General features: G+C 71.0%; 14 protein-coding genes. 6 read left to right on the top strand and 8 right to left on the bottom strand.

The features are described 5' to 3' along the window. The first annotated feature begins 114 nt into the window (after nucleotides 1–114). The 3 genes from BJ963_RS17680 (at nucleotide 115) to BJ963_RS17670 (ending at nucleotide 3,206) form a co-directional block, all read left to right on the top strand. Nucleotides 115–1,182 carry an FtsX-like permease family protein gene (locus tag BJ963_RS17680; protein WP_179457755.1) on the top strand — a complete coding sequence of 356 codons (1,068 nt, stop codon included), beginning with the start codon at nucleotides 115–117 and terminating at the stop codon, nucleotides 1,180–1,182. Further along, a complete protein-coding gene (locus BJ963_RS17675; protein ID WP_179457754.1) occupies nucleotides 1,179–1,871 on the top strand; it encodes an ABC transporter ATP-binding protein in 693 nt (230 codons plus the stop codon). Before BJ963_RS17680 ends, BJ963_RS17675 begins: the two co-directional genes overlap by 4 nt. Nucleotides 1,872–1,997: 126 nt before the next feature. Continuing rightward, nucleotides 1,998–3,206: an MFS transporter gene (locus BJ963_RS17670; protein WP_179457753.1), complete on the top strand. Its 1,209-nt coding sequence runs from the start codon at nucleotides 1,998–2,000 to the stop codon at nucleotides 3,204–3,206. Here BJ963_RS17670 and BJ963_RS17665 read toward each other — a convergent pair. The 3 genes from BJ963_RS17665 to BJ963_RS17655 are packed head-to-tail and all read right to left on the bottom strand — an operon-like array spanning nucleotide 3,196 to nucleotide 4,913. Further along, the gene (locus tag BJ963_RS17665; protein WP_179457752.1) at nucleotides 3,196–3,510 is read right to left on the bottom strand and encodes a hypothetical protein; all 315 of its coding nucleotides are present in this window, start codon (nucleotides 3,508–3,510) and stop codon (nucleotides 3,196–3,198) included. The two genes, BJ963_RS17670 and BJ963_RS17665, sit on opposite strands and share 11 nt — an antisense overlap. Nucleotides 3,511–3,556: 46 nt before the next feature. Then, nucleotides 3,557–4,384, bottom strand: coding sequence for a helix-turn-helix domain-containing protein (locus BJ963_RS17660; RefSeq protein WP_089916926.1), 828 nt, complete (start codon nucleotides 4,382–4,384; stop codon nucleotides 3,557–3,559). A gap of 43 nt (nucleotides 4,385–4,427) precedes the next feature. Next, a complete protein-coding gene (locus tag BJ963_RS17655) occupies nucleotides 4,428–4,913 on the bottom strand; it encodes a MarR family winged helix-turn-helix transcriptional regulator (RefSeq protein WP_179457751.1) in 486 nt (161 codons plus the stop codon). A 28-nt stretch (nucleotides 4,914–4,941) separates the two neighbouring features. Between BJ963_RS17655 and BJ963_RS17650 the strand changes: the two genes are divergently transcribed. Beyond that, complete coding sequence (locus tag BJ963_RS17650) at nucleotides 4,942–5,823, top strand: SDR family NAD(P)-dependent oxidoreductase (RefSeq protein ID WP_179457750.1); 882 nt, start codon at nucleotides 4,942–4,944, stop codon at nucleotides 5,821–5,823. Nucleotides 5,824–5,874: 51 nt separating this feature from the next. Here BJ963_RS17650 and BJ963_RS17645 read toward each other — a convergent pair whose 3' ends face one another. The 3 genes from BJ963_RS17645 to BJ963_RS17635 all read right to left on the bottom strand — a co-directional run bounded on the left by BJ963_RS17645 (nucleotide 5,875) and on the right by BJ963_RS17635 (nucleotide 9,585). Next, nucleotides 5,875–7,557, bottom strand: a complete 1,683-nt coding sequence (locus BJ963_RS17645; RefSeq protein WP_089914064.1) for a type 2 periplasmic-binding domain-containing protein — start codon at nucleotides 7,555–7,557, stop codon at nucleotides 5,875–5,877. Between the two features lie 76 nt (nucleotides 7,558–7,633). After that, entirely contained in the window at nucleotides 7,634–8,587 is a 954-nt protein-coding gene (locus BJ963_RS17640; RefSeq protein WP_089914066.1) for a carbohydrate ABC transporter permease, read from the bottom strand. Then, nucleotides 8,581–9,585, bottom strand: coding sequence for an ABC transporter permease (locus BJ963_RS17635; protein ID WP_246298102.1), 1,005 nt, complete (start codon nucleotides 9,583–9,585; stop codon nucleotides 8,581–8,583). The genes BJ963_RS17640 and BJ963_RS17635 overlap by 7 nt, the downstream gene beginning before the upstream one ends. Before the next feature lie 259 nt (nucleotides 9,586–9,844). Between BJ963_RS17635 and BJ963_RS17630 the strand changes: the two genes are divergently transcribed. Further along, the gene (locus BJ963_RS17630) at nucleotides 9,845–11,035 is read left to right on the top strand and encodes an ROK family protein (protein WP_246298101.1); all 1,191 of its coding nucleotides are present in this window, start codon (nucleotides 9,845–9,847) and stop codon (nucleotides 11,033–11,035) included. A gap of 6 nt (nucleotides 11,036–11,041) precedes the next feature. On the opposite strand, the gene BJ963_RS17625 is transcribed toward BJ963_RS17630, so the two are convergent. Further along, nucleotides 11,042–12,208 (bottom strand): ROK family protein, encoded by a 1,167-nt coding sequence (locus tag BJ963_RS17625; RefSeq protein WP_179457748.1) that lies wholly within the window; start codon nucleotides 12,206–12,208, stop codon nucleotides 11,042–11,044. Nucleotides 12,209–12,235: 27 nt separating this feature from the next. Continuing rightward, nucleotides 12,236–14,644, bottom strand: a complete 2,409-nt coding sequence (locus BJ963_RS17620; RefSeq protein ID WP_179457747.1) for a glycosyl hydrolase family 95 catalytic domain-containing protein — start codon at nucleotides 14,642–14,644, stop codon at nucleotides 12,236–12,238. An 87-nt stretch (nucleotides 14,645–14,731) separates the two neighbouring features. Here BJ963_RS17620 and BJ963_RS17615 point away from each other — a divergent pair, with 87 nt between their 5' ends. Beyond that, entirely contained in the window at nucleotides 14,732–16,930 is a 2,199-nt protein-coding gene (locus tag BJ963_RS17615; protein ID WP_179457746.1) for an alpha-galactosidase, read from the top strand. Nucleotides 16,931–17,017 lie beyond the last annotated feature (87 nt).

Below are 17,017 nucleotides of genomic sequence, written 5' to 3'. Positions count from 1 at the left end.
TCCGGGCTCCACCATCAGGCCGCGCACGTGCCTCCTCCCTGTCGATGACGCCGGAGACCGCCGCGGGAAGGCTGGATGTGTCGCCTCCCTCGGCGGCCAGAAAGGAACGTCACCATGTTCGTCGCCCTCCGCGACCTCCGATTCGCCCGGGGCCGGTTCATCCTGATCGGGTCGGTCGTCGCCCTGATCACCGTGCTCGTCGGGTTCCTCAGCGGCCTCACCGGCGGCCTGGCCACCCAGAACATCTCCGCGGTGCTCGCCCTCCCGGGAGACCGGATCGTGTTCTCCGCCCCCTCCTCCGGGAGCGACCTCAGCTACTCCGACTCCGCCGTCACCGAGACGCAGGCGACGGACTGGCGCGCCACCCGCGGTGTCACCGCCGTCGATCCGGTCGGGATCAGCCAGACGCGCGGCACGGCGGGCGACACGATGGCCGCGATCGCCGTGTTCGGGAGGGAGCCGGGATCCGATCCGGCCGCCCCGACGCGCGACGGCCTGCTCGGCCTGTCCCTCCCCGCGGCGAAAGCCCTCGGAGCCGGTGTCGGCGACGACGTCTCGATCGCGGGGACCACGTACCGGGTCGAGACGGTCGGCGGCGACGCCTGGTACAGCCACACGCCGGTCGTCACCATGACGCTGCACGACTGGCAGGCCTCCGCGGCCACCACCGGCGATCCGGGGGCGTACGCCACCGTCCTCGCCGTGACCGGCTCCCCCGACTGGGCCGACGCCGACCGAGCGAACGGGACCGTGTCGAAGACCCCGCTGGAGTCGCTGACGGCGCTCAGCGCATTCCGGTCGGAGATCGGCTCCCTGCTGTTGATGGTGGCCCTGCTGTTCGGGATCTCGGGGCTCGTCATCGGCGCGTTCTTCACCGTCTGGACCATGCAGCGGAAAGGGGACATCGCCGTGCTCAAGGCGCTCGGCGCGACGACCGCCTCCCTCGTCCGCGACGCCCTCGGCCAAGCCCTCGTTGTGCTCGTCGCCGGCATCGGCGTCGGCCTCGGTCTGGTCGCCCTGCTCGGAGCACTGGCCGGGACGGCTCTGCCCTTCCTCCTCAGCCCGCTCACCACTCTCCTCCCCGGCGCGATCATGATCGCGCTGGGACTCGCGGGGGCGGCCTTCGCCCTCCGCTCCGTCACCTCCGCCGACCCCCTCACCGCACTCGGGAGCAACCGATGATCCGCCTGACCGACATCACCCTGACCTTCCCCGACGGCGACGGCCGCGTCACCGCCGTCGACCGCGTCTCCCTCACCGGCCGGCCCGGCACGGTCACCGGCATCACCGGGCCGTCCGGCTCCGGCAAGTCGAGCCTGCTCGCGGTCGCCGCCACCCTGATCCGGCCGGACACCGGCCAGGTGCTCATCGACGATGTGGATGCCACCCTGCTCGATCGCGCGGAGGCGGCCGAGCTGCGCCGCACCTCCATCGGCATCGTCTTCCAGCAGTCGAACCTCATCCCCTCGCTCACCGCGCGGGAGCAGCTCTGCGTGATGACCGAGCTCGGCGGACGGGCGGGGCGGCGCGCCCGCGCGAAGACGTCGGCGCGCGCCGACGGGCTCCTCGACGCCGTCGGCTTGGCCGACCAGCGCGGGCGACGCCCGCACGAGCTGTCCGGCGGTCAGCGCCAGCGGGTGAACATCGCCCGCGCGCTGATGAACGACCCCGGCGTCCTGCTGATCGACGAGCCCACCAGCGCCCTCGACCAGGAGCGCGGCGCCAGCATCATGGAGCTGATCCTGCGGCTCACCGACCAGCTCGACACGTCGACCCTCCTCGTCACGCACGACCTCGTGCACCTCCCCCGCATGCACGCCGTCCTCCGCCTGGTCGACGGCAGGATCGCGGACCCGGTCCCCGCTCGCTGAGCGGAGGCGCGGGCGCGGGCGGGGCGACCGTCCGCATCCCCTCGACGCGCTCGATCGGGACGGTCGGTCGCCCAGGCTCGGACGCAGAGTCAGGTGCTCGCCTCCGCGATCGGGCAGAGTCGCAGGGTGACGACAGACACTTCGCCCGTTCGGGCCACCTCCCCCGCCGCTCAGCCGCTCACGCGCACGCGTTGGGCCGGCCTCATCGTCATGTTCCTCACGAGCTTCGTGCTGGTGACCGCGGAGTTCCTGCCGTCGGGCGTGCTGACCGCGATGGCCGCCGAGCTCGGCGTGACGCCGGGGCAGGCCGGACAGACGGTGACCGTGACCGCGTTCGTCGGATTCCTCGCGGCGCCGACCATCGGCATCCTGATCCCGCGGATGGACCGTCGCACGCTGCTCGTGCTCGTCGCGGGCCTCGCCGCCGTCTCCAACCTGGCGGTCGCGCTGGCCCCCTCACTATGGGTCCTGCTGATCGCGCGACTCCTCATCGGCGTGGCGATCAGCGGCTTCTGGTCGATGTCGCTGACGGTGGCCGCCTCCCTTGCGACGCCCGACCGGCTCGGGCGCGCCCTGACCACCGTCAGCGCGGGCATGACGCTCGCCGTCGTCGCGGGCGTGCCGGTCGGCGTGTACCTGACGGCCCTCGTGGACTGGCGGGGCGTCTTCGTCGGGGCCGCGGTGCTCACCGCCCTCGTCGCCGTCGCACTGCGCCTGGCCCTGCCCCCGGTCGCACCGGCCGAGGCGTCGAGCCTGCGCATCCTCGGCGACACCCTGCGGCGGCCGGGAGTCCGCCAGGGGCTGGCCGGTCACATCCTGATCGTCCTCGGGCACTTCATGGCGTACACGTTCATCCGGCTCGCCCTCGACCAGGTGCCGGGACTGGACACCGCGTTCGCGGCCGCCCTGCTGGTGGCCTTCGGCGTCGGGGGCGTCATCGGCAACGTCGTCGTCGGCGCCCTGGCCGACCGGCACCTGGCCCTGCTGCGCTACCTGCAGCCGTCGCTGATCGCCGGCGCCATCCTGCTCGCGATCGTCGGGCAAGGGTCCGTCATCGTCGTCGCGGCGGCCGTCGTCGTCTGGGGATTCGGCTTCGGCGCGTGGCCCGCGGTCATCAACACCTGGGCCGGCCGCTACATCCCGGACCGCCTGGAAGCGGCGGGCGGCCTCGTCGTCGCCGGATTCCAGCTGGCGATCACGCTCGGCGCGGGCATCGGCGGCGTGCTGGTGGACACGGCGGATGTGCGGTTCACCTACGTCGTCGCCGTTGCCGTCGTCGCGGTCGGCGTCGTGCTGTTCGGCAGCGCCGGGCGGCGCAGCGCTGTCACCCGCTGAGAGCGCGGGACGAGGCCCCTGCCGTCACGCGGCGCGTGACCGCGACGACCGCGGCCGCGAGCAGCACGGCGATGCCGACACCGGCGATCGCCAGGCCCGTCCACAGGCCCGACGTGTCGACCACGGGACCGCGCTGGGTGTACTGCGTGTAGGTGTGCACCGGCAGGGTGCGCACGACGATGGCGCTCTGGGCGGCGTGCGCGACGGCGGCCTTCGCGGTGAGGTACCAGCCCTCGCCGACGATGATCGCCAGCACACCGGCGCCGAGGAGCAGGACGATGGCCCGGGAGCGCGCTGGCGGCATGGGGAGACCCTAGCGCGCCCGGCCGACGCGTCGCCAGCGCCGGCGCTCAGCTCGCGCGCTGCCGCCAGACGGACGGGACCGCCCCGGTGTGACGGCGGAATGCGCGGCTGAAGCCGGCATCCGACTCGTAGCCGAGGAGGCGGGCGGTCTCGCTCACGGTGAGGCCGTCCTGGGCGAGGTAGGTCATCGCCGCATCCATCCGCACCTGCGCGAGGTAGCTCGCCGGCGACTGACCGATCTGCTCGCGGAACCGCTCGGCGAACGTGGTCCGCGACATCGCACCGACCGCGGCCAGGTCGCGCAGCGTCCACGGGTGGCCCGGGTTCGCGTGCATGGCGTCGAGCACGCGGCCGAGGAACGGGTCGTCGACGCCGACGGGCCAGTTCTCCGGAGCGCAGTCGCCCTCCGCCCAGGCGCGGATGGCCACGGCCACGATGGTGGTCGCGATCCGCCCGCAGATCACCCGGTCGCCCGCGCGCCGGACCCCCGTGCCGCAGCCCATGCGGGACGCGAGCAGCGCGACGCCGGGGTCGAGGTCCGCGAGCCGCTGGACCCCCAGCAGATCCGGAAGCAGGTCGAGCGCGTGGAAGCCGGCCGTCGGCCGGAGCTCCGTGACGACGATCTCGCCGGCGTCGACGGACGTCAGCTCGGCGTCGTGCCGACCGGTGTGGAAGACCACGTCGCCCGCGTCGTAGGCGAACGATGTCGATTGCGGTCCGGTCGAGCGCACCCGCACCGATCCCGCGACCATGTAGACGAAGGCCGGTCCGGGCAGCGCGATCCGCGCGCCGGGCCGGACGACCTCGCGGCGCGACGCATCCACCTGCCACTCGAGCGTGGAGAGCAACTCGTCCAGTGTGGCGGGGGCGCGCATCCCGGTGATCGTCACGATGGGCGAAACCGCTGCACGGTGCGGGCTATTCCTCGGGCGGGTGCACCGTGCCCCCGCCGCCGGGCGCGGTGAAGTCGTGCAGCAGCCGCGCGAGGGTGCGGAGGTCGGCCACGGACCAGTCGGCGGTGCGCTCGAAGAAGGCGGTTCCGCGGAGGTCGAGCGCCTCGCGCACCCGCTCGGCGCCGGCGGGCGTCAGCGATACCCGCACGGCCCGGCCGTCGGTCGGGTCGGGGGTGCTCTCGACCAGGCCGGCGGCCTTCAGCTGGCGGATGAGGGCACTGGTGGAGCTGCGGTCCATCGCGACGGCGTCGGCCACGGCGCTGGGGTTCGCCGGTCCGTAGGCGTACAGCCAGCGGGCCACGTGGAAGGCGGCCGGCTGGACGCCGGGGTGGAAGACGGCGGCGCTGCGCTCGGTGAGGGCACGGGATGCGCTGAGCAGGGCGTTCAGCTCGACGCCGAGGGCGAGTTCGGCTGCCCGGCGGTCCGCGTCCGCCCATGAGTTAGTGGACATTTCCCCATCAATTCCTTATGGTGTGGAAATGCCCACTTTATCCGGCTCGTCCGCACATCCACCGACCATCGTCATCACCGGCGCCACCAGCGGGCTCGGGCGGCTCGCCGCCATCGAACTGGCCCGCCAGGGCGCGCGCCTGGCGATCACGGCGAGGGATGCGCACCGCGCCGACGCCACGCGCGCCGCGATCGTCGCCGCCCGCCCGGGAGCGGAGGTGCGTGTGTTCTCCGCCGAACTCACGCGCATGGACGACGTCCGCCGGGTGGGACAGGAGATCGCCGCCGCCTACGACCGCATCGACGTGCTCGTGAACAACGCAGGGCTCCATGCCTTCGAACAGCGGGTGACGGCGGACGGCTTCCCCGAGATGGTCGCCGTGAACTACCTCGCGCCCTGGCTGCTCACGCGCGAACTCCTCCCCGCGCTCACCCGGACGCCGGGAGCGCGGATCGTGAACGTCGCCTCCGAGGCCTCCCGCCGGCACGGCACGCTCGCCCTGCCGGACGATCTGACCGACACCAGGCCGTTCACGGCACGCGGTTCGTCCCGCGTCTACGGCGCGAGCAAGCTGCTCGACATCATGTTCACCCTGGAGCTCGCGCGGCGGATCGAGGACACGGGCGTGACGGCGAACTGCCTGGACCCGGGATTCAACGTCACCGGCCTGGGCCGCGAGCTCCGCTTCGCCGCAGCGCTCGAGCGGATACTGCGAAGGCTCCGCATCGGCGACCCCTCTCGCGGCGCCGGGCTGATCGTCCGGCTGGCCACCGATCCCGCGTTCGCAGGCAGGACCGGCGGGTACTACTCGGTGCGGGACGCGAGGCCGCTGACGCCGGCGCACCCGGGCGCCGACCCGGAGTGGCAGCGGCGGCTGTGGGACGACACGGAACGCCTTCTCGGCGTGTGACGGACGCCGGCGGGGATGTCCCCGCCAGCGTCCGCCGCAGTCCGTCGCGCGCTACTTCTTGGACTTGTCGTACGCCGTCTGCAGCGTGCTCAGGTAGTCCTTCAGTCCGAGCCCGTCGAAGCCCTTCACGTAGGAGTCCCAGTCGCTGTCGAGGCTCTTGGAACCCGTGATGAAGGCCAGCGCGTTCTGCGTGACGTAGTTGTCGATGTTCGTCTGCTGCGTGGCCACCTGCGTCGCCTTCGCGGGGTCGGGCCAGACCTTCCAGGTCGGGTAGATCTGGCTCTTGTCCTCGTGGCCCTGGTAGAGCTGGGTGGCTTCGAACAGGCGGCGCTCGTAACCGGACGTGTCGTAGATGTCCGTCGGAACGGCCTGCGACTCGCGGAAGGCGCTGTTCTGGTTGTAGGTGGACAGCGCGCCCCACTGGACGGCGTTCGCCTCATCCTGCGAGAGCTGGAGGTTGACGAACTTCGCCTTCACGTCCGGGTTGAGCGCCTCGGACCCTGCGGGCGCCGGGCCCCAGCCCTTGCCCTCCGGGCCGAAGTTGCCGTCGAGCTGGCCCTTCTCGGTGAAGAGGTAGTTCACCAGCTTGATCGCGGCGACCTGGTCGTTCTTCGACGCCTTGTTGGTGAGCATGAACGTCGCGCCCGGCGTGCTGCCGAAGGCGTAGGTGGCGTAGTCCGCTCCGTCGGGACCGGTCAGCGGCGGGACGGCGTCGTACTGCTTGTCGCGGCCGTCCTTCGCGCCGGGGCTGACGAAGATGTACGGGTGGAGCCCGCTCGCGCTCCCGAGCAGGACCGGTCCCTCGTTGTTGCCCTCCTGGGCGAGCGCCGCGGGGTTCTGCGTGAACGCGCCCTTGTCGATGAGGCCGGCGTCCCACAGCGACTTGATGTACTTCAGGCCCTCGCGCCAGCCGTCCTTGTTCGCCTGGATGTCGACCTTGCCCTTGTTGAGGACCGTGGTCGACTGGATGCCCTTGTCGGGGTTCTGCGGGTCGTAGATGAACGCGTTCATGAAGAACGGGATCAGAGTGTCGTGCGAGTCGCCGCTCAGCGGGATCTCGTCCTTCTGGCCGTTGCCGTTCGGGTCGTCGTTCTTGAACGCCTCGAGCACCTTCGTCATCTCGTCGGTGGTCTTCGGCATCTGGAGGTTGAGCTTCTTCAGCCAGTCCGTGTTGATCCAGAGCTTCGACGGGTACTGGATGTGCAGCGTCTCGGCCAGCTGCGGCAGGCCGTAGATCTTGCCGTCGGGCGATGTGGCCATCGCCTTGTAGTCGGGGTTGCTGTCGAGCGCCTTCTGGATGTCGGGGGCGTACTGCTTGATGAGGTCGTTGAGCGGAAGCGCGACCCCCTGCTTCGCCAGCTTCTCGATGTCCACCTGGTTGAACTGGTCCACCCACGGGATGAGGAGGAACGCGTCGGGGTAGTCGCCGCTCGCCATCAGGATCTGCCGCTTCTCCGGCGCCACCGACGAGTCCTGCGTCGTCGTCTGCCAGGTGAACTTGATGTTGAACTTCTTCTCCACCTCCTTGGTGAAGGCGTTGGTGGCCAGATCCTGCCCGGTGCCCTGCTGGGCGAACACGCTCAGGCGGGCGGTCCCGCCGATCTTGTCGTCGGCGCTCGACCCGCTCGCGGGGGTGCAGGCGGAGAGGGCGAGCAGTGCGGCTGTGCCGCCCACCGCCGCGATGAGAGCCCGCGACCGGACCCGTCGGGGTCGTCGATCAGTCTTCGAGAACATGGTGCGTTCCTCCTTTGGAACTTCGGGTGTCAGGGATGTGGATGGTGCTGTGTGTGGTGGGAGATGCTCGCCCGGGTCAGCCTTTGACGGAGCCGATGAGCACGCCTTTGTTGAAGTAGCGGGCGACGAACGGATAGATGATCAGCACAGGGACGCTGGTGATCACGATGAGCGCGTACTTGAGGAGGTTGACCAGCTCCTGGTTCTGCGCTTGAGCCGCCAGGTCGCTCACGCCTCCGTTGGTCGCGTTGAGGACGAGGATGTTGCGCAGCACCAGCTGGAGCGGGAACAGGTCGGAGCTCTTCAGATAGAGGAGCGCGTCGAAGTAGCCGTTCCACTGGCCGATCGCGTACATGAGCGCGATGACGGCGATCAGCGGCTTCGAGAGCGGCAGCACGACGGTCCACAGGAATCGGAAGTCGCTCGCGCCGTCGAGGGACGCGGCCTCGACCAGCTCTTCGGGGATCGCCGACCGGAAGAACGTGCGCGCGATGATGACCTGCCACACGGCGACCGCCTGCGGCAGCAGGAGCGCCCAGCGGGTGTCGAGGAGGCCGAGGTTCTGCACGACCATGTAGGTCGGGATCAGTCCGCCGCTGAACAGCATGGTGAACAGCAGCAGCGACATGATCACGTTGCGGCCCATGAACGACGGGCGCGACAGGGGCCACGCGATGCAGACCGTGAGCGTGGTGCTGATCAGGGTGCCCGCCACCATGTAGAACAGCGAGTTCGCGTAGCCCATCAGCACCTGCGGGTCCGCCAGGACCGTCTGGTAGCCCTTGAGCGTGAAGTCCACGGGCCACAGGAAGACCTGGCCCGCCGTCACCGCGTGCGGCGAGGAGAACGAGCTGGCGAGGATGAACAGGAGGGGCAGGAGGACGACGAGGACCGCCAGCGTGAGGCCGAGGTAGATGACGACGAGGAGCGCGCGGTCCCCGGGGGACTCCTTGATGCGGCGGGGCTTCTTGATGCGCGTCGCGCGCGCCTTCTGTCGCGCCCGCTCGGCCGGAAGATCGATGGTCACCACAGTCCGCTCCCACTCACTCGACGTGCCACCCAGTTGACGACCAGGAGGAGCACGAGGTTCACGACGGAATTGAAGAGGCCGACGGCGGTCGCCGTCCCGAAGTCGGCGTTGAGGATGCCCAGTTTGTAGACGTAGGTCGCGATGATCTCCGACTGCCCGAGGTTCAGCGGGTTCTGCAGCAGGTAGACCTTCTCGAAGCCGATCGCCATGATGTTGCCGACGCTCAGGATGAGCACGATCATCGCCGTCGGCATGATGCCGGGGATGTCGACGTGCCAGATCTTCCGGAGGCGCGAGGCGCCGTCCATCCGCGCCGCCTCGTAGAGCGACGGGTCGATGCCGGAGAGCGCCGCCATGTAGATCACGGCGGAGTAGCCGGCCGTCTGCCACACATCCGACCAGACGTAGATGTTGCGGAAGTAGTCGGGATTGCCCAGCAGGTCGGGCGACGGGACTCCGAAGAACCCGAAGACCTGACTGATGACGCCCAGGCGCGGGGCCATGATCAGGATGAGCATCGAGACCACGACCACTGTCGAGATGAAGTACGGGGCGTAGGTGACCATCTGGACGGTCTTCTGGAACCACCGGTGACGCACCTCGTTGAGGGCGAGGGCGAGGATGATCGGGATGGGGAAGCTCGCCAGCACCGCGTATCCGGAGAGGATCAGGGTGTTCGAGACGAGGGTGGGGAACTGCGGGTTCTGCAGCATCGCCTGGAAGTTCGCGAAGCCGTTCCACGGACTCCCCCACACCCCGAGGACCGGGCTGTAGTCCTTGAACGCGATGATCGCGTTGGAGATCGGCACGTACTTGAAGATCGCGAAGTACGCGAGGGGCGCCAGCGTCAGCAGGTAGAGCTGCCAGTGCCGCCGCAGTGCGATCCGCCAGCGCTGACCGACGGTCCTGCGACGGGTCGTCACTCGGGCGGGCGGCTGCGGGGTGGTCCGAGCCGGGCGCCGTGTCGGGGTGGTGGTCACGGGCGGGGCGCTGGTCATCCGCGCACCGCCGCGTTCCCACGGTGTTGTTGCCGCTTCGTCATCGAAGACTCCTGAACAGATCGAGCCGGGCGGACGCTCGGTCCGCCCCGGACTGGATCCAGCAAAACCTATTTCCTTGCCGTTGTCAATAATCTATCCTGAGGTCAGGCGCACGCCGTGATGCGAGCCCGCGATCTGCGGGGATTCACGTCGTCTGCGGGCGTCACGCATTCGAACACGACAGAAAGAAAGCGGCGGGATGGGATACTCTCTCGACATGCCACTCGACGATGTGGGCACCCGTCGGCGGCCGGAGCTGGGGACTCCCCGGTCGGCCGAGATCTTCACGCGCATCATCACGCACGGACCGGTCAGCCGTCTCGACATCGGCCGTCTCACCGGGCTGTCGCAGGCGAAGGTGACCAAGACCGTCAATCCTCTGATCGAGAGCGGCTACGTGACCGTCGGCGAGCACGCCGAGCACTCCTTCCCCGGCCGTCCCGTCCGCCCGCTCAGCGTCGTTCCGCGGTCGATGATCGCGATCGGGGTCAAGGTGAACGCCGACGAGATCTTCGCCGTGACCGTGAGCCTCGGCAACGAGGTGCTCGGCTCCACCCGCCGGAGGCTCAAGAGCCACGACCCGGAGAGCACGGTCGCCGCGATCGTGACCTCGGTGACATCCCTCATCGCCCAGCTGGGCGACGCAGCGGCGAACCTCACCGGCGTGGGGGTCTCGGTCTCGGGCGACATCGACAGCACGACAGGACTCGTCCGGGACTCCCCCCTGCTGGGCTGGAGTCACTTCCCTCTCGGCAGCAGGCTCGCGGAGGAGGTCCCGCTGCCCATCACCGTGGAGAACGACGTGAGGGCGCTCGCGAAGTCCGAGCAGTGGTTCGGAGCGGGCAGGGACGCGGAGTCGTTCGCCATCATCACGATCGGCGCCGGCATCGGATGCGGCATCTACGTGAACGACGACGTGGTCGTCGGCGCTCATGGCGTCGCCGGCGAGATCGGGCACCTCCCGCTCGCCTCATCGGACGCCCTGTGCGTGTGCGGGCGGCGTGGATGCGTCGAGGCCGTCGCCTCGTCCAGGGCCATCCGCGACGCCGTGAGCCTGGAGCGCGGCGAACCGGATCTCACCCTGACGGACGTCATCCGCCTCGCGCACGAGGGCGACCCGGCGGCCGTCGACGCCTTCGAGCGGGCCGGAACGGCCATCGGCGCCGCGGTTGCCGCCACCGTGAACCTCTTCGGACCCGAGGTGGTGGTGATCGCGGGCGAGGGCGTCATGGACTACGACCTCTACGAGCGCCGGTTCCGCGAGGAGTTCCTGGCGCACGCGTTCGGCGCCGCGGCCAACTGCCGCCTGGTCGTCCGCCGCCACACGTTCACGGACTGGGCCCGCGGCGCCGGGGTCGCCGCGCTCCGCGAGTCCATCACCGTCTCCCCACAGCCGGCCGGGGACTGAGGCCCGTCACAGGACGAGCGAGCGGATGGCCGAGGCGGCCGCACCGCGCGCCCAGTCCTCGAACGTGTGCGGTCGCACGACGATGCGGCAGTCGCCGGCCGACCCGAACACATGCTCGGCGTAGGAGGCGCGCAGGCGCTCCTCGAAGAGGCCGAACTCGACGACGCCCTCTCCGCCGATGATGACGAGCTCCGGCCCGACCATGTTGACCAGACTGGCGATCGCGAGGCCGATGACGGCGCCGGCCTCGCCGAAGGCCTCGACGGCCGCCGGATCGCCCGCGTGCGCCAGCGCGACGGCCTCCTCCACCGCGACGGGCCGGCCGTGGGCGGCGGAGACCGCAGCGACGATCGCGCTGGTCGCGGCGACCGCCTCGACGCAGCCGCGCCGCCCGCACGCGCAGATGCGGTCGGGTGACGTCAGCGGCAGGTGCCCGATCTCGCCTGCGACGCCGTAGGCGCCCTCGACGACCTCTCCGTTCAGGTGGAGTCCGCTTCCGATGCCGCGGCCGATCGTGACGATGCCGAACGAGCTCGTGCCGAGCCCGACGCCGAACCAGTGCTCGCCGATGGTCAGCGCACGCACGTCGTTGTCCACCACGATCGCGGCATCGAGGTGCTCGCGCAGCGCGGCGGCGAGCTCCACCCCGTGCCAGCCCATGATGGCCGAGTCGCGGACGACGCCGGTGGCCGTGTCCACGTCGCCCGAGACCGAGACGCCGATGCAGGCGACGCTCGACCGGAGGTCGCCGAGCGGTTCCTGCAGGCGCGCGCACATGCCGACGATGGCGTCCACCACCGCGACCGGGTCGTGGGAGGCCAGCGGCACGCGATCGGAGGCGATGATGCGCGTGGTCAGATCGGTCGCCACGCCGATCAGCTCGTCGACGTTGACCTTGATCCCGAGCGCGATCACGGCGTCCGGGACCACGGCGACCGGGTTCGCGGGACGGCCGGGCAGACCCGTCGGCGTGACGCCGAGCGAGTCGTCGACGAGGCCGGCGGCGACCAGCGGCGTCACGGCCTTGGTCACCGCGGCCTGCGACAGCCCGGTGAGCCGGGCGACGTCGATGCGGCTGATCGGGCTGCGGGTGAGGATGGTGGTGAAGACCCGCGTCGCCGCCTCGGATGATGACCCGAGCAGCGCTGTGCGCGTCCGTAGCTCGTCGTTCATGCGGGGCTCTCTCCGGTCGGGGGTGCTTCAACCATACGGAGTGGGGACGGGGAGCAGGGACTCCCCGTGGAGGACGTGCTCGCCTCCGGCCTCCAGGCGCACGATCGAGTCGGTCCCGTCGTAGCGGATACGGACGCTGCGCGGCTCCCGGTGGGGGTTGCGGATGACGGCCGTCGTCAGCCGTCCTCCCGCCCACTCCAGGTCGACGCTGAGCGCACCGCGGGCCCCGAGTCCGTCGGCCCGCCCGTCGGGCCACGCCGAGGGCAGCGCGGGGAGCAGGTGGATGACTCCCCCGTGGCTCTGCAGCAGCAGCTCGGCGATGCCCGCCGGGAACCCCAGGTTGCCGTCGATCTGGAACGGTGGATGCGTGCTGAACAGGTTGGGGAGGAGCCCGCCCCACTCCGACCCGTCGACCGGGCCGTGCCTGCGGGCGTCGCCGTCGTACGGCGTCAGGGCCTGCTGCAGCAGTTCGTGGGCGGCGTCGCCGTCTCCGAGTCGCGCGCGGAGGGCGATCTTCCACGCCCACGACCACCCCATCGCACCCGGTCCCCTCTCGTCGAGGAACCGGCGGGCCGCGTCCGCGAGCTGGGGAGTGCCGTCCGGCGTGATGAGGTCGAGCGGGTAGAGGCCCACCATCGGGGACATGTGCCGGTGCCCTGGCTCGTGCTCGGCCACCTCTTCCGACCATTCCCCCAGCCGGCCGTCGCGACCGATCGGCGGCTCCGGGATGACGGCGAGCGCCGCCTCCAGCTCCCGTCGGAGAGACGCGTCGTCGCCGAGGACGTCGAGCGCGTGCAGGCAGCGCTGGAAGAGGGAGCGGATGAACTCGAGGTCCATCGTCGCCGTGAGTCCGAGGGCGCGCGGGTTCCCGTCGGCGTCCCGGTAGGAGTTCTCGGGCGACGTCGACGGGGCGAGGAAGGCGCGGCCGTCCGGCCCGACCTGCAGCCAGTCGAGGCAGAACTCCGCCGCACCGACCAGCAGCGGCCAGATCCGGTCGCGCAGGAGCGCGTCGTCCGCGCTGAACTCGTAGTGATCCCAGAGCGAGTGGGTGAGCCAGACGCCGCCCATCATCCAGATCGCCCAGCTCGGCGCTCCGTGACCCATGCCGACGGGGAGCGCCCAGCCCCAGAGGTCGCTGTTGTGGTGGGCGACCCAGCCGCGGCAGCCGTAGAGGTCGCGCGCGACGTCACGGCCGTTCGCGGCCAGACGCTCGACGAGCGCGATCAGGGGCTCGGCGTCGTCGATCACGCCGAGCGGGCCGGCCGCCCAGTAGTTCATCTCGGTGTTGATGTTGATGGTGTAGTTCGACGACCATGCGGGGCGCAGCTCGCCGTTCCAGATCCCCTGGAGGTTCGCCGCAGGACCGCCGGGTCGCGAGGACGAGGTGAGCAGATAGCGCCCGTACTCGGCCGCGACGGTCGCCCGCAGCCCGTCGTCGCTCCCCCGCAGGATGTCGGCCGCGACATCCCAGCGGCCCGCGCGCCGGCCGCCGATCGCGAACCGCGCCGGGGCAGGGCGACGCGGTGCGTCGTCCTGCCCGCCCGCGTCTTCGGCGATGGCGCCGAGGGCTCGGGCACCGGCGCGGTCCCGGATCGTCTCACGGGAGACGGTCCGCCACTCGTCGTCCGCGCCGGCCCACCACGACTCAGCGCGGGTCGACGACGAGAGGGCGATCGACAGCCGACGGGCCTGACGCACGACGAGGCCGCCATCGGCGGACTCGATCGTGCCGTCGCTCCGCACCGCGAGGACCGCGGCGGCGAAGCCGTCGTAGTCGGCGTCGTCTTGCTCCGCGTAGGTCAGCGGCGGGACGACCGACTGTTCGTGCAGGGGCGCTCCGTCGATCGGCACGGCGAGGTCGAGCGTCAGCATGCCGCCCTCCGCCGTGCGCGCGAGCTCGCGGAGCGGCGTCCGGAGAGAGAGGCGCACCTCGGAGAGCGGCTCGGTGGCGGTGATCGAGACGAGGAGGGTGCGGGCGGCCACGCGCGACACCCGCTCGACGCGTGCTCCCCCGACCTGCAGCGCCTCCTCGACGAGGCGGCGGTCGAGATCCAGGACGCGCGCGGGCTCCCCGTCGACCGGGGTCGCGCCCGGGAGTTCGACCGCGAGGTCCACGAAGGGGAGGAACTCCTGGCTGTAGCGCCCCTCGAAGGTGAGCAGCAGCTCCTCCGCGCGATCGAGGTCTCCGGCGGCGAGCGCCGCGCGCACCTCGTCGAGGCGCTCCGGCCCAGCGCCCCCCGCGAGCACGCGACGCAGTTCCTCCGCCGCCGTCTCGGGAGTGCCGGACCACACGGTCGCGTCGTTGACCTGGTAGCGGCCGACGGAGCCGCCGAAGACCATCGCGCCGAGGAGGCCGTCGCCGATCGGGATGGCCTCCTCCCACTGGTCAGCCGGCTGGTTCCAGGCAAGTTGGAGGGTCTCGGTGGAGATCGTCATCGGTCTTCCTTCTCGGGGTTGCACTCGACACACTATGCATGGTTAATTGACACTGTCAAGTAACCGGATCTCTTCTAGGAGCCCTTCATGCTCGACGGCTACGGCGCCGTTCTGAGCCTGCGAGCCGCAGGCACATCACTCGTCATCGATACGGCGGGTCGAGTGCCGCGCGTGCTGCATTGGGGCGGGGATCTCGGCCCGATCGACGACGCGTCCGCCGAGGCTCTGCGGACGACCAGCGGACCGGCCCTGCTCAACAACTCGCCCGATGTCCCGCGCACCTTCAGCCTGGCGCCGACCGAGTTCGAAGGGTGGGCGGGGACGCCCGCGCAGGAGGGTCACGCCTCCGGAACCGCCACCACCCCGCGCCCCCGCACGGAGTCCGTCCGGTACCGGACGGAGGGCGACCAGGGCGGGACGATCGAGATCGAGCTGGTGGATGAGATCACCGCGCTGCGGACGACGATGACGCTGACACTCGACCGCTTCGGCGTGCTCTCGGTGGACACGACCCTCGTCCGGGAGGCGGCCCTCGGCGACGCGGGCATCCCCTACACGCTCGACGCGCTCCGCGTGATGCTGCCCATCCCGGAGCGGGCGGTGGACATCCTCGACTTCACCGGGAAGTGGTGCCGTGAGCGCGCCCCGCAGCGCGGTCCCCTGTTCTTCGGCAGCCATGTGCGCCGCGCGCGCCGGGGCAAGCCGGGCCACGATGCCCCCTACCTGGTCGTCGCCGGCACGGAAGACCTCGGGTTCGGGCGCGGTGAGGCGTGGGCCGCGCATCTCGCGTGGAGCGGCGACGGCGAATACGTGGTCGAGCGGCTGACCGAGGGCGCCGGGGCGTTCTCGTCGGTGCTCGGCGTCGGAGAAGGGCTGCGGCCCGGCGAGATCGTGCTCGCCGACGGCGACAGCTACACCGCCCCCACCGCCCTGTTCGTCTGGTCGGCGAGCGGGCTCGACGGCCTCGCCGACCGCCTTCACCGTCGGCTCCGTGCGCGCCCGTCGCACCCGCGGTCTCCGCGTCCCCTCACGCTGAACTCGTGGGAGGCCGTCTACTTCGACCACGACCTCCCCCGCCTGAGCGCCCTGGTGGAGCGCGCGGCCCGGGTCGGGGTCGAGCGTGTCGTCCTCGACGACGGCTGGTTCCACGGACGCCGCGACGCCAACGCCGGGCTCGGCGACTGGTTCGTCGACCGCACCGTGTGGCCCGACGGCCTCACCCCGCTCGTCGACCTCGTCCGGTCGCACGGGATGCAGTTCGGGATCTGGTTCGAGCCCGAGATGGTGAACCTCGACTCCGACCTCGCCCGGGAGCATCCCGATTGGGTGCTCGGCCCGCGCCAGGAACTCGGAGCGACCTCCCGCGCGCAGTACGTCCTCGACCTCACCCGCCCCGACGCGTACTCGCATGTACTCGAGCAGATCAGCGCGATCATCGAGGAGTACGCCGTCGACTACATCAAGTGGGACCACAACCGCGATCTGTCCGAGGCCGTCAGCGGTTCCATCGGCGTGGACCGGCCGGCCGTCCACGAGCAGACGCTCGCGCTCTACCGGATGCTCGACACCCTCCGGGCCCGCCACCCGCACCTCGAGATCGAGACCTGCTCGGGCGGCGGCGGCCGGGTCGACCTCGGCATCCTGGAGCGGACCGATCGCGTCTGGGCCTCCGACTGCAACGACCCCGTCGAGCGCCTGCAGATCGAGCGCTGGACGCGCATGCTCCTCCCGCCGGAGCTCATCGGCTCGCACCTCGGCGCCGAGCGGTCGCACACCACCTCCCGCCGGACCGACCTGTCGTTCCGGCTGATCGTCGCCCTCACCGCCCACGCCGGCATCGAGTGGGACCTGCAGGAGGCGGACGACGAGGAGCTGGAGCGGATCGCGCGCTGGGCGGAGGTCTACCGCGAGCTGCGCGGGCTGATCCACTCCGGCCGGATCGTCAATGCCGACCTCGCGGACGACGCGACCGCATTCACCGGCATCGTCGCCCAGGACGGATCGCGAGCGGTCTACACCTGGGCGCGGCTGGTGACCTCGGCACCCGGCCAGTCCGGCCGGGTCCGATTCCCCGGCCTCGACGCCGACGCCCGGTACACCGTCCGCATCCGCGACGAGTTCGGTCCGGCCAGCCGGCACCAGAGCGCCGACCCGTCCTGGATCACCGCCGCCCTCGAGCCGGGCGGCATCGCCCTCCCCGGCTCGGTGCTCGGCGTCGCCGGTGTCCCCCTGCCCACCCTCAACCCGCACCAGGCGATGCTCTTCGACCTCGTCCGGCTGGCCTGAGCCGCCGGACGCCGGTCGGAGCCCCCGACGGCCCACCGCACCGAACACCCCTCGCGCACCGATGCGCCCGGGGCTCTTCAGAGAGGA

The sequence above is a fragment of the Leifsonia soli genome, assembly GCF_013408745.1.
Lineage (GTDB): Bacteria > Actinomycetota > Actinomycetes > Actinomycetales > Microbacteriaceae > Leifsonia > Leifsonia soli.
This window is presented reverse-complemented; position numbering and strand designations above follow the sequence as displayed.